At 46.7% G+C, this 13,119-nt stretch carries 14 protein-coding genes; 10 read left to right on the top strand and 4 right to left on the bottom strand.

The window, feature by feature from the left end:
* Positions 1-2: 2 nt before the first annotated feature.
* Positions 3-782: a PASTA domain-containing protein gene (locus ETF27_RS02960; protein ID WP_147785479.1), complete on the bottom strand. Its 780-nt coding sequence runs from the start codon at positions 780-782 to the stop codon at positions 3-5.
* Between the two features lie 115 nt (positions 783-897).
* Positions 898-1,053: a 50S ribosomal protein L34 gene (rpmH, locus tag ETF27_RS02955; protein WP_004336902.1), complete on the bottom strand. Its 156-nt coding sequence runs from the start codon at positions 1,051-1,053 to the stop codon at positions 898-900.
* A gap of 220 nt (positions 1,054-1,273) precedes the next feature.
* Here rpmH and efp point away from each other — a divergent pair, with 220 nt between their 5' ends.
* The 6 genes from efp to ETF27_RS02925 all read left to right on the top strand — a co-directional run bounded on the left by efp (position 1,274) and on the right by ETF27_RS02925 (position 5,098).
* Entirely contained in the window at positions 1,274-1,840 is a 567-nt protein-coding gene (gene efp, locus ETF27_RS02950) for an elongation factor P (RefSeq protein ID WP_060940589.1), read from the top strand.
* A gap of 147 nt (positions 1,841-1,987) precedes the next feature.
* Positions 1,988-3,004: a glycosyltransferase gene (locus tag ETF27_RS02945; RefSeq protein ID WP_130830145.1), complete on the top strand. Its 1,017-nt coding sequence runs from the start codon at positions 1,988-1,990 to the stop codon at positions 3,002-3,004.
* 29 nt (positions 3,005-3,033) lie between these two features.
* Positions 3,034-3,729, top strand: a complete 696-nt coding sequence (gene radC / locus ETF27_RS02940; RefSeq protein ID WP_130830146.1) for a RadC family protein — start codon at positions 3,034-3,036, stop codon at positions 3,727-3,729.
* A gap of 92 nt (positions 3,730-3,821) precedes the next feature.
* The gene (locus ETF27_RS02935) at positions 3,822-4,352 is read left to right on the top strand and encodes an RNA polymerase sigma factor (protein WP_147785478.1); all 531 of its coding nucleotides are present in this window, start codon (positions 3,822-3,824) and stop codon (positions 4,350-4,352) included.
* On the top strand, positions 4,333-4,653 hold the full coding sequence (locus ETF27_RS02930) for a hypothetical protein (RefSeq protein ID WP_147785477.1): 321 nt from the start codon (positions 4,333-4,335) through the stop codon (positions 4,651-4,653). Before ETF27_RS02935 ends, ETF27_RS02930 begins: the two co-directional genes overlap by 20 nt.
* A gap of 52 nt (positions 4,654-4,705) precedes the next feature.
* The gene (locus ETF27_RS02925) at positions 4,706-5,098 is read left to right on the top strand and encodes a DUF6249 domain-containing protein (protein ID WP_147785476.1); all 393 of its coding nucleotides are present in this window, start codon (positions 4,706-4,708) and stop codon (positions 5,096-5,098) included.
* On the opposite strand, the gene ETF27_RS02920 is transcribed toward ETF27_RS02925, so the two are convergent.
* A complete protein-coding gene (locus ETF27_RS02920; protein WP_147785475.1) occupies positions 5,056-5,238 on the bottom strand; it encodes a hypothetical protein in 183 nt (60 codons plus the stop codon). The two genes, ETF27_RS02925 and ETF27_RS02920, sit on opposite strands and share 43 nt — an antisense overlap.
* 324 nt (positions 5,239-5,562) lie before the next feature.
* On the opposite strand from ETF27_RS02920, the gene purL reads away from it, so the two are divergent.
* From purL to ETF27_RS02905, 3 genes are read left to right on the top strand one after another with little or no spacing between them, the layout of a single operon-like run.
* The gene (gene purL / locus ETF27_RS02915; protein ID WP_147785474.1) at positions 5,563-9,315 is read left to right on the top strand and encodes a phosphoribosylformylglycinamidine synthase; all 3,753 of its coding nucleotides are present in this window, start codon (positions 5,563-5,565) and stop codon (positions 9,313-9,315) included.
* A 10-nt stretch (positions 9,316-9,325) separates the two neighbouring features.
* Positions 9,326-9,949: a chromate transporter gene (locus ETF27_RS02910; RefSeq protein WP_060940582.1), complete on the top strand. Its 624-nt coding sequence runs from the start codon at positions 9,326-9,328 to the stop codon at positions 9,947-9,949.
* Positions 9,946-10,521: a chromate transporter gene (locus ETF27_RS02905; protein ID WP_130830150.1), complete on the top strand. Its 576-nt coding sequence runs from the start codon at positions 9,946-9,948 to the stop codon at positions 10,519-10,521. Before ETF27_RS02910 ends, ETF27_RS02905 begins: the two co-directional genes overlap by 4 nt.
* A 422-nt stretch (positions 10,522-10,943) precedes the next feature.
* On the opposite strand, the gene ETF27_RS02900 is transcribed toward ETF27_RS02905, so the two are convergent.
* Entirely contained in the window at positions 10,944-11,309 is a 366-nt protein-coding gene (locus ETF27_RS02900) for a desulfoferrodoxin (RefSeq protein WP_025876924.1), read from the bottom strand.
* A 638-nt stretch (positions 11,310-11,947) separates the two neighbouring features.
* On the opposite strand from ETF27_RS02900, the gene ETF27_RS02895 reads away from it, so the two are divergent.
* The gene (locus ETF27_RS02895; RefSeq protein WP_147785473.1) at positions 11,948-13,099 is read left to right on the top strand and encodes a BPL-N domain-containing protein; all 1,152 of its coding nucleotides are present in this window, start codon (positions 11,948-11,950) and stop codon (positions 13,097-13,099) included.
* Positions 13,100-13,119: the final 20 nt, after the last annotated feature.

Below are 13,119 nucleotides of genomic sequence, written 5' to 3'. Positions count from 1 at the left end.
TTCTAATCGGCAGGCTTTGAACGGTTCTGTTCACTGGGAACAACCGTCGGAGCAGGTGGAACAGAAGGTACTGTACGAGGCAAATCTCTTTCTCCCTCCTTTATCTCGTTACCATTCTCATCGACCGGGACTTCCACCCATTCATATTCGTATTCATCTTCCGGTTCTTCCACTTCCACATCTTCATACCCAAACACAGGATGCAACGATGCCGTGTCGGTTACATCGCGAGTTCCATCACCCACTTGAATGATTACCACGGCATCGGCCGGGATGCGATCGCCCGCCTGAACATGTTTGCCATTCACCAAGATACCGTAAATCCAATCCTTTTCGCCCGGTATATATTCCGGTTCGCCCACCTTGAAACCCATGGAAAGAAGCTGTGCCTGTGCCTCCCTGAGCGAACTATTATCAATCAGGTCAGGCAGTTCCAACGTGGGAGCACTTGCGCCATTGATGGTTACGTAAACGACATGAGTGGACTTAATGCGTTTGCCTCCCACCGGCGTCTGTTCCAAGATGCAATCGGGTGGCAAGTCCTTCACATATCCGGTATCTGCCACCTCGATGGTCAGTCCCACTTTGCTCATGATATCTTGAGCTTCGTCGAATTGTTTGTGTATGACATTCGGCACGACAATCGATTCGCCGTGGCGGGTATAGAAGTCTATTCCGTACCTTACGCCCAGTGAGAGTATAACAACGAGGATGACAATCGCCAGAACATTGCCCCAGAGATATGTGCTGAAGAAATTATCAATGAATCTTCTTGATGCCATCCGTCTTTAACTGATAAATCGCTTATATCGGGCAAAGTTATAGAAAAAAACGGAAAGAAGCAAAGATTGCACTCTACTTCTTTCCGTTTTCACTTCCTTTTTCCTTGAGCCCGAATTATTTTCCGTGATGCTCGTCAGATACAGTTAATTTTTTGCGACCTTTGGCACGACGAGACGCCAATACACGACGACCGTTTTTTGTTGCCATTCTTTCGCGGAAGCCATGTTTGTTCACACGGCGACGGTTGTGAGGCTGAAATGTTCTTTTCATTGCTTTATTCTGTTTTTATTGTTATTGTGCAAGCCAACGCAAACGGCGGAATCGTTTCCAACGTTACGGGCTGCAAAATTACTTAAACTTTTTGAATTAACCAAGAAAACATTGATTTTTAGGTGAATAATTTATGTTTTTTTCTATAAATTGCTTAACTTTGCACCGCAAAACCATCCGTGGTATAAATAATAAGTAACAAATTATATATTAACAGTTTATGATTAATTCACAGGAAATCAAAATCGGAACATGTATCCGTCTTGATGGAAAGATTTGGACTTGCATCGACTTTCAGCACAGGAAGCCAGGCAAGGGCAACACCGTTATGATTACAAAACTAAAGAACGTTGCTGACGGTCGTGTACTCGAACGCACTTTCCAAGTAGGTTTCAAACTCGAAGATGTACGCGTAGAGCGTCGCCCTTACCAATATCTCTACCAAGATTCAACGGGCTATATCTTTATGAACCAGGAGACTTTCGAGCAAATTCCTATCCCTCTCCACCAGATTACAGGAGCAGAGTTCATGAAGGAAGGCGATGTTGTTGAAGTGGTTACAGACACTTCCGATGGCACAATCCTCTCTGCCGAGATGCCAGTGAAGACCACCCTGAAGATTACACACAGCGAACCAGGAGTCAAAGGCAACACCGCAACCAACGCAACCAAGCCAGCTACACTTGAGACTGGCGCCGAAGTACGTGTGCCTCTATTCATCAACGAGGGCGAGACGATCCAGATCGACACCCGCGACGGCAGCTATCTTGGTCGAGTTAACGGCTAAAGCATAAAGAAGAGTAAAAAAGTAAAAGGCCAGAACAAGACTTTCTGATATTCAGAGCTTGAACATCAGAGTCTATCGTTCGCAACTTTTACCTTTTTACTCTTTTTCTTTTATCTGTCAGATTACAAACACTTCTTACGCTTTCCCATGAAATACAGCATCATTGTTCCCGTTTTCAATCGTCCAGACGAAGTGGATGAACTTCTTGAGAGTCTCGTCAATCAGGAGGAGAAGGATTTCGAGGTCATCATCGTTGAGGATGGCTCACAGATTCCGTGCGAGGACGTCTGCCGCAAATATGCCGACCAGCTCACACTCCGCTACTTCATGAAGCCCAACTCCGGTCCAGGGCAAAGTCGAAACTATGGTGCTGAACGTGCAGAAGGCGAATACCTCCTCATTCTCGACTCCGATGTCGTGCTCCCCAATGGCTATCTGAAGGCCGTCAGCGACGAGCTCGACCGCGAATCTGCCGATGCTTTCGGCGGACCTGACCGCGCCCACAACTCTTTCACCGACACACAGAAGGCCATTTCCTATTCCATGACGTCGTTCTTCACCACCGGAGGCATCCGGGGTGGCAAGAAGAAGCTCGACAAGTTCTACCCACGCTCCTTCAATATGGGAATCAGACGCGACGTATATATGGAATTGGGAGGATTCTCGAAGATGCGTTTCGGCGAGGACATCGACTTTTCCATTCGCATCTTCAAAGCCGGGAAACGCTGCCGACTGTTTCCCGAAGCATGGGTATGGCACAAGCGGCGCACCGACTTCCGGAAATTCTGGCGGCAAGTCTATAACAGTGGCATTGCACGCGTGAACCTTTACAAGAAATACCCGGAATCGTTGAAACTCGTACATCTGCTCCCAATGGTTTTCACACTCGGAGTGGCTCTGCTATTGGTCATCTCTCTGGTTGGGCTGGTGCTCGCAAACTGGTGGCTTGCTGCAACTCCGCTGCTGCTTCTGTTCGCCTATTACTATCTTAACGTTTGCTACAGTTGGTATTACTTTCACAATTTTAAGGCAAACATTCTGTCGGGCATTGCGGCCTACGTGCAACTCACAGGCTACGGCTGCGGATTCATAGAGGCTTGGTGGAAGAGATGCGTCAGGAAGCAAGACGAATTTACAGCCTACGAGAAGAACTTTTATAAATGAGGTAAAGGGCTTCACAAGGGGAACAAAACATGAACGAAACCGGAAAACTAAACATCAACGAATGGGCAGAAGAAGACCGACCGCGCGAGAAACTCATTCGATTGGGAGCGGAAGCCCTCAGCAACGCTGAATTATTGGGTATTCTCATTGGTTCCGGTTCAACGAAAGAGAGTGCCGTTGAACTCATGAAACGAGTACTGAGCGATTGCGACAACAATCTGAACAAACTCGGCAAACTTAGCATCCATGACCTTGAGCAATACAACGGATTGGGACCTGCGAAAGCCGTTGCCATCCTTGCCGCCTGCGAATTGGGGAAACGTCGTCAGGCTTCCGAAGCTGTGAAGCGGCAGGATTTGGGTTCAGCCATTGCCATTTACAACTTCATGCATACAAAGATGCAAGATTTGGACGTGGAGGAGGCATGGGTGTTGTTCATGAACCAAAACTACAAACTCATTGAAGCCAAACGCATCTCACACGGCGGACTCACGGAAACGGCTGTGGACATTCGTGTCATCATGAAAGAAGCCATACTGAAGAATGCAACGGTACTCGCCCTTTGCCATAACCATCCAAGCAACAACAACAGCCCCAGTACGGATGACGACAGACTGACGCGACGTGTGAAGGAAGCGTGCGAATTTATGCGGATTTATTTCCTCGACCACCTTATCATTACCGATGGGGCATACTTCTCTTATCGGGAAGAGGGAAAGCTATAATACGCTTTTCTTTTTATTTCATTTTTTTCTTATTCCCAAGTGTAATAATTTTCGGTTTTCATTGTCTATAGTGTAGAAAGTGGCAAAGAATAATGGAAGATAAAGAACTTGTAGAAAACATCCTGAGTGGTAATTTCTCTTTATACAAAGAGATTATGAAACGCTATTGGGGCATGGTTTTCGCAAATCTGTACAGATATGTAAGACGCGAAGATGCTGCGGAGGAATTTACCCAGCAAGCCTTCATCCGAGCTTATGCCCGACTTGACACATGGCAGGGAGCAACACTCGGATCATGGATTACAAGTATTGCAATAAACTTGGCAGTGAACGAAATGAATAAGGAGCGGCGACAAAAGACGCAATCCATTGAATCCATTCCGATAGCCGACAAGAACGATTATTCGGAAGAGCGAGAACAGCTGTTGCAAGCCGTGGAAGCCCGAATAGAGGAACTGCCTTCCGGCGACAAAGCCATCATCAAACTGCATTACTACGAAGGCAGAAAAGCCGAAGAGATAGCCCGACAACTGGGAATGACCACCGGCAACGTATTGGTAAGATTGCATCGCATACGCGAAAAAATAAAGAAAGGAATAGAAAATGAAAGAACTGAACGATAAAGAATTGGATTTCCTAATTGGCAAAGTCATGCAACGGAAACAGACACGGGAAGATTTACAAGCATCGGCAATGATGGCAATACAGGCGGAACGAAGAAAAGCAACCGCACGCAGATGGTTGAGAGCACTTGCCTTCGCGTTCGGAATCGCATCATTCATCGTAATTGTTACCGCCTCCGCCTATAGCATAATAACAAGCGAGAAATCTGTGGCAGTTACCTCCGGAATGATTGTCTTCCTCCTCTCCGTCGCTTACTGCTTACAACGCCAAATCGCCGATTTCTCTTTCGATGCAAAATGAGAAACCCTCCGAGACAAGAATTTAAAATGTATAACTAAAAAATAATAAAATCATGAACGGATTATCAGTAGGTTTAATTTGCTCCGTACTTGGAATTACATGTGGTATCATCGGTGTCATCACGAGTGCCTTGTTGGAATATAACAAGAACAAGAACGCCAGAATGATACGTCAGTCCATCATCGAAAATCACGTAGATAACGAAAAGGCAAAGCTCTTGGTAGAGCCTGACAAGTCCAAGAAAAAGAGCAAGTATGAAAGTCTGAGAATGGCATTATTGCTTATCGGCATGGGATTGGGCTATGTCTGCAACCTCCTCTTTGATATCCCCGCCGGCGACATCGGCTTTTGGATCGTACTCGCAACGGGAGTCGGAGTGGGACTGTTAGTGGCGTTCTTCATTCAAATGAAATTGGAGAAGTCGGAACCAACGGAAGCAGAATAATAAGTGATGGTTTCTTGAAACGAACGAACGCGGGAAAAGCCGATAGCTTCTCTCGCGTTTTTGTTTTGTGGCGCGACCACTAAGAACAAGTATGCCACCGTAAAGCTGAACGTCTGGTGATAGCGTGAGTCTGTTTTCACTCCTTATATCTCCTTCAGAATATTCGGATTGTAACTCCATTGATATCCAATAACTTACAAACTGTATTTCAAAAGCTTAGCTTTTGGCGTTCAATAGCTAAGCTTTTAAATCGCAATAGGTAAGCTTTTGGAAATCGGATACTACCCCAATCATCGACAAACGGACATCGAAAGTAACGAAAACAGAAGAATGCACAACAACATGGCAGACAAAGAAAACGCATTCCCACGGAAAAACAAATCCTTTTTCTTTGTCTTTTAAGCGAATTGCAGTATCTTTGCAATAATTATCGATTTACCTAATTATATTATACAGGAATAATAATGATTCTTTTCTTCTCAGCTACCGCAGCAACCGTGATTGCGACTGAAATAGACCATCAGCCCAATCAAGACGAAATTGACAAACTAAGTTGGCTCTATGGTGATGCCAAACCAATGGACGACAAGGAATTGTCGGGCTATTATTTGGGTCCGCGTCGCGAAATGATAACTCCTTGGAGTACGAATGCCGTTGAGATTACACAGAATATGGGTCTTAGCGGCATTTCGCGTATAGAGGAATACTTCCCTACCAAGTCGCTTGATGACAACCCCGACCCAATGATCTTCCGCAATTACGACGGATTGAATCAGCAAATCTTCACCATCGACTTGCAACCGGAGCCAATCAGGAAGGTAGAAGACTTGGAGAAATTCAACGAGGAGGAAGGACTTGCACTCTCACCGGAGGAAATAGAGTACCTGCACAAGGTAGAAAAGGAGAATGGACGTCCACTGACCGACTCGGAAGTGTTCGGCTTTGCACAAATCAACTCGGAGCACTGCCGACACAAAATATTCGGAGGTGAGTTTGTTATCGATGGCAAGGTAATGGAGGGCAGCCTCTTTGCCATGATTAAAAAGACAACAAAGGAGAATCCAGGCAAGATTCTTTCCGCATATAAAGATAATGTGGCATTTGCTCAAGGTCCGGAAATTGAACAGTTTGCGCCTACAAATCAGAGTACATCCGACTTCTTCCGCATAAAAACCATTGAGAGTGTGATTTCCTTGAAAGCTGAAACACATAACTTCCCGACGACAGTTGAGCCTTTCAACGGTGCGGCAACCGGTTCGGGTGGTGAAATCAGAGACCGAATGGGCGGCGGAACCGGCTCATGGCCGATAGCGGGAACAGCGGTTTACATGACAGCCTATCCACGATTGAAGGACGAACACGACAAGACTCCTGAGTTCCGCGACTGGGAAGACATCCTCCCTGTTCGCCAATGGCTCTACCAAACACCGGAACAAATTCTGACAAAGGCTTCCAATGGTGCAAGCGACTTTGGCAACAAGTTCGGACAACCGCTGATAACCGGTTCGCTGCTGACATTTGAACATCAAGAGAACGGAGAAAAATATGCCTATGACAAGGTAATCATGTTGGCAGGTGGCGTGGGCTTCGGTAACAAACGCGACTGCCTGAAGAAAGAGCCACAACCGGGAAACAAGGTTGTCGTTGTTGGGGGTGATAACTATCGCATCGGCTTGGGTGGTGGCTCCGTGTCATCGGTAAACACCGGGCGCTACTCCAACGGCATAGAACTGAATGCCATTCAGCGTGCCAATGCCGAGATGCAGAAGCGTGCTTACAACTTGGTTCGCGCACTTTCCGAGGAAGACAACAATCCAGTTGTGTCGATTCACGACCACGGTTCGGCAGGACACTTGAACTGTCTGAGCGAATTGGTTGAGGAATGTGGTGGCGAAATCGACATGACGCAGTTGCCAATCGGCGACAAGACACTAAGCGCAAAGGAGATAATTGCCAACGAGTCGCAAGAGCGCATGGGGCTGCTTATCGATGAAAGGCACCTCGACCACGTGCAAAGAATAGCCGAGCGCGAACGTGCGCCGATGTATGTAGTGGGCGAAACCACAGGCGATGCTCATTTTTCGTTCGTTCAGGGCGACGGTATAAAACCGTTCGACTTGGATGTTGCGCAGATGTTCGGCCATTCGCCAAAGACTATTATGACTGACGAGACCGTCGAGCGCAAATATGCCGACGTCTCCTATGATATAAATAAGGTTGAAGAATATCTGAAACGGGTGCTGCAACTCGAAGCCGTGGCTTGCAAAGACTGGCTGACCAACAAGGTGGACCGCTCCGTTACGGGCAAGGTGGCTCGCCAACAGTGTCAGGGACAGATACAATTGCCACTGTCCGACTGCGGGGTTGTCGCCCTCGACTATCGCGGACACAAGGGCATCGCCACAGCTTTGGGACATGCTCCACAGGCTGGTTTAGCATCGCCGGAGGCGGGTTCAGTGCTCTCCGTTGCCGAATCATTGACCAATATCGTGTGGGCGCCATTGGCAGACGGTATGGACAGTCTCAGCCTTTCTGCCAACTGGATGTGGCCTTGCAGAGCGCAGAAGGGCGAGGATGCCCGACTTTACAAGGCAGTCAAGGCATTATCTGACTTTTGTTGCGCTATCGGCGTGAATGTTCCGACAGGCAAAGACTCGCTCTCACTCACACAACAATATCCCAACGGCGAGAAAATCATCTCTCCGGGAACTGTTATTGTCACCAGTGGAGGAGAGGTGAGCGACATTCGCAAGGTGGTTTCACCCGTGTTGGTCAACGACAAGAACACCCGTCTCTATCATATCGACTTCAGTTTCGATGAGCAACGCCTTGGCGGTTCTGCCTTCGCACAGAGTTTGGGCAAGGTAGGCTCTGACGTTCCCACAGTGAGGGAACCCCGCTACTTCTCGGACTGCTTCGATGCGGTTCAGGAAATGATTCGCCGTGGATGGATTATCGCCGGACATGACATCTCCGCCGGAGGTATGATAACTGCCCTTCTGGAAATGACTTTCGCAAATACGGAGGGCGGATTGAAAATCAATCTGCACGACATCAAGGGCGAGGACATCATCAAGAAGTTGTTTGCCGAGAATCCGGGTGTCATCATTCAGGTTTCCGACGAGCACAATGATGAGGTAAAGGCTTTCTTGGAAGAAAACTGTATCGGATTTGCCAGAATCGGTTGTCCGGATACGAACAACCGAACCTTGAGTATCACCGATGGCAATTGGAAGCAAGAGTTCGATATTGACACAATGCGCGAGACATGGTACGAGACTTCTTATCTGCTCGATCGCAAACAGAGTTTCAGTGGAATGGCACAAAAGCGCCATGAAAACTACAAGAAACAGCCGATAGAAATGAAGTTCAAACCCGACTTTGAGGGCTCTTTGGAACAATATAAGCTGAACCCCAATCGGTGGAAAGAACCAACAACGGCTCCCCGACAAGCAATGCCGAAGGCTGCTATCATTCGCGAAAAGGGTACGAATGGTGACCGTGAGATGGCCTATAGCCTCTATTTAGCGGGCTTTGAGGTGAAAGATGTTACCATGACCGACTTGATTTCTGGTCGCGAGACATTGGAGGAGGTAAACATGATTGTGTTCTGCGGTGGCTTCTCCAACTCCGATGTACTCGGTTCGGCTAAGGGATGGGCAGGCGCATTCTTGTACAACGAGAAGGCAAAGAATGCTCTTGACAACTTCTATGCCCGCGAAGACACACTGTCGTTAGGTGTTTGCAACGGCTGTCAGTTGATGGTTGAGCTGAATCTCATCAACCCCGACCACAAGCATCGTGCCCGATTGCTTCACAATAACAGTCACAAGTTCGAGAGTAGCTTCCTTGGCGTAGTCGTTCCTCGCAATGAAAGCGTTCTATTGGGTTCGCTGAGCGGAAGCAAGTTAGGCATCTGGGTGGCACATGGGGAAGGAAAATTCTCGCTTCCAGAACCGGAAGACCGCTATAACGTAGTGCTAAAATACAACTATGCCGATTATCCCGGCAATCCAAACGGCTCGGATTACAACGTTGCAGGTATCTGCTCAGACGATGGAAGACATCTTGCGATGATGCCACACATGGAGCGTTCCATATTCCCATGGCAGAATGCATGGTATCCCCTTGACCGTAAAGAGGACGAGGTAACACCGTGGATGGAAGCATTCGTGAACGCACGCAAGTGGGTGGAAGCGAAAATCAATAATAACTAAGCCGAAAGAGATGCCGAAAGAGAAGAAGAACATAACAGAACAACGCCCACTTTCCGCCCCAACGGACGGAAAAAGTGGGCGTTCGCTTTATTGGCAGGCATTCAAGGTGTTCTTCAGGATAGGAGCTTTCACATTGGGTGGTGGCTATGCCATGATTCCCATCATAGAAAGCGAAGTGGTGGAGAAGCAGAAATGGATTGCGAAGGAAGACTTTCTTGACCTCATAGCGGTGGCGCAGAGCTGTCCCGGCGTGTTTGCCATCAACATCAGCATCTTCGTTGGCTACAAATTAAGGAAAGTAAAGGGCGCACTCTGCACAAGTTTGGGAACTGCTCTCCCCTCGTTCCTGATTATTCTTGCCATCGCAATCTTCTTCCATCGGTTCATGGATGTGGCTTGGGTAGCCGCAATGTTCAGAGGCATTCGCCCGGCGGTGGTCGCCTTGATTGCTGTACCGACCTTTAACCTGGCGAAAAGTGCGAAAATCAACTTGGCGAACTGCTGGATTCCCATCGCTACGGCACTTCTTATTGCCTTGATGGGTGTAAATCCCATTTATATTCTTATTGCCGCAGGCACAGCCGGCTATTTATACGGAAAGTTCATTACCCCGACGGAAGAAGATAAGCCATGATATTCCTTGAGATATTTTATACATTCTTCGTCATCGGACTGTTTGGGTTCGGTGGTGGATACGGTATGCTGTCCCTCATTCAGACAGAAACAGTCATCAACCATCACTGGCTGACGTCCGCCGAGTTCACCAACATCGTTGCTATATCACAGATGACACCCGGTCCCATTGGTATCAACTCTGCCACATACTGCGGTTACACGGCAATTCATAATGCCGGCATGAGCAACACCATGTCTGTTTTGGGAAGTATGACGGCGACTTTCGCGCTGGTGCTACCCTCTCTTATCTTGATGCTGCTCATAAGCAAGATGTTCCTGAAGCACATGAACTCGCCAATTGTGCAATCGATATTTTCCGGTCTGCGCCCAGTAGTCGTTGGCTTACTTGCTGCTGCGACGTTACTACTCTGCAACAGCGAGAACTTTTCATCACCGGACATCAGCCTATGGCATTTCTGCATCAGCATCGTCCTATTCCTTTCCACATTCGCCGGTACAATGTGGCTGAAGATAAACCCCATCCGCATGATATGCTATGCCGCCGTGGCAGGACTGGTCTTGCTTTATTAAGTTTCCCATAACCTGAAACTTGCAAGTCCCAACCACTTCCGCCCCCCTCTTACGCAAAACTCAAAGAGATAGTGGCAATCTGAAGATGCACATTCTATCGTCTGTTTCAATTCGTGCATCATACGCAACAGAATAAACGAAGAAACAGAAGCCGTTGGGAGTGATAGCATGCGCAACGCTCGATATTTTATCAACAAAGATGTATGAGACTGAAGGTTACGCTACGAAAATTGGTGGAGTAGATTTTGACAACACTGCCAAGCTGAGCCATGAACTCAACTTCAAATAAGTGTTTACGAACGTAATCTTGACAATGGAACAACTCATCTATAGAACTTTCAAAAAGTCGGCAATCGCATTAAAAAAAAGAGCCGACCTAAAAAATAAGGTCGGCTTTTTATAATTGATTGTCATGGTTTCTCTTACTTCTTCCAAAGGCCATGTAAATTGCAATACTCACGTGCGACAACGTTTTTGGCATCGGTCTTAAATTCAGCAACAGGCTTGTCCGTTGGTTCAAGATACTTGCGAAGCACTTCATTGTTATCGGTGATCAACTCTATCCACTGAATCCAGTGAGCCTCTGTCATTGGGTGCTCAACTTCACCGACTGTTACACGATAGCCACCGTCTATCTTCTCGACTACGGGCACATGCTTCTCTGTGGCAGCGTCAGTAGTATTTTCTTTCAACAGCTCCATTCCGCAAAGATCTTTTTCTCCTGGAACTATCACTTCTACTATATTTCCACACTCTTTGCACTTATAAACTTCATTTCTTTTAGCCATAATCTTTATTTCTTAATGTTATTGTATATTGCAAAGATACACATATTATCAATAAGTTGCAAATGTTTTTTGTAATAAATCCAATTAGTTGGTTTATATTTAAGTTTTCTTTGCAGTTGAAATTTTCTCCCATGCCATTAGAAGAATTACAATAGTGTGTTCGCCTTTGAAATTCAATGAACAGTATCTTGATTTGTAAAGATTATTCACAGCTCTTTTAAAAAGTCAGCTTTTGAAACTCAAAAGGTCAGCGTTTGCAACACGAAAGCTTAGGTTTTACCTCGCAAAAGCTAAGCGATTGGTTTCCGATAGGTGAAAACTGATAAAAAACTAAGGTATCAAAATGATTATCAGTAAATTACAATAGAAAAGGGGAAAAGTGTCAAGTGTAAATATTATTTATCTCAATAGTCGGAATGGAACGAAAAAAACGAAGTTCTGCAAGACAATAAAAAGGAAGGATAAACACCCCACTCGTCTGCAGTTACCGGAGCTAATGCTCACTCTCCCCCACCCCGGAGGAAAATGTCCGGTGGTTTTTCTTGCATAAATCGAAGAAATTACGGAAATTTGCAGATGAGAACAATCCGGCTGATAAACAAGCAATAGATAACTACAATTATAAAAGGAAACGCAAAATGAAAAACTCAAACTTGAGCAAAATTGCAAAAAGAGCAATCTTACTGTTGTTACTTTGTTCGACTGCTGTTGGAACATGGGCTTCGAGAGAAGACGGAAAGACGCGTGTTGGCGTGTTTGAAGGACATGGTGGCTCACAAACATGTATATGGGAAGCCGTGGAAGCGGTGAAAATCGACCCTGACATGACGGTACGAACCATCACTACCGCCGACATTGCCAACGGCATTCTGAACGAGCTGGATGCCATTATCATTCCCGGAGGTGGTGGTTCGACGCAGTATTTGAACCTCGGAACGGAGAACATCCAACGGCTCAGGAAATTCATAGAGTCAGGAAAAGGAGCACTAGGCATCTGTGCGGGTGCCTATCTTTTCTCTGACACTCCCGACTATGCCTGCATGCGCATCAACGGTGCAAAAGCCATTGACATAGAACACGACAACCGCGGGCACGGCATTGCTAAGTTTTCACTGACAAAAGAAGGGACAAAACTGTTCCCGGAGTTGGCAGACCGACCATTCTCCTACGTGGTTTATTACGAAGGTCCTGTATTCACCGAAGCTGACAACAGCACGATAAAATATAACACGCTCGCCATCATGGAAAGCGACGTTCACGAAGAGGGCAACGCACCAAGCAACATGACCAACAACAAGCCGTTCCTCATCACCAACAAATTGGGAAAAGGCAGGGTGGCAAGCTGCATTGCGCATCCTGAAGCCACTCCGGGTATGATGTGGATGATACCGAGAATCATACGCTGGACCCTCCGCATGCCCATAAAAGCCTACAAGCAAAGGGTCGTGAATCCCAACATATATAATAAGGAGATACTCATGACCAAAGCCGACCTAAAGAAAGAAAAGGCATACTACGAAACGTTCCTATATGGAACTCCGGAGGAAAAGGTGGCAGCGCTCGACTGGCTGCAATCGTGTCGGTCATGGGATGCGAAGCGCTGGGTACAGGGTTTGCTCTTCGATGGCAGTCCGATTGTCAGAATCCGTGCAGCAAAGTTCATTGCTGAAACCGACTATCTCACCTATATGAAGGATTTGGAGACAGCCGTCAAAGTAGAAAAGGACGCAAAGGCAAAACAGGAAATGGAGCGTTATCTAAACAACTTAAAAGAGCTGATTGCAAAATAATTTCATAATCAGTTCGCAAA

The organism is Prevotella brunnea (assembly GCF_008016795.1).
In the GTDB taxonomy this organism is placed as follows: domain Bacteria; phylum Bacteroidota; class Bacteroidia; order Bacteroidales; family Bacteroidaceae; genus Prevotella; species Prevotella brunnea.
This window is presented reverse-complemented; position numbering and strand designations above follow the sequence as displayed.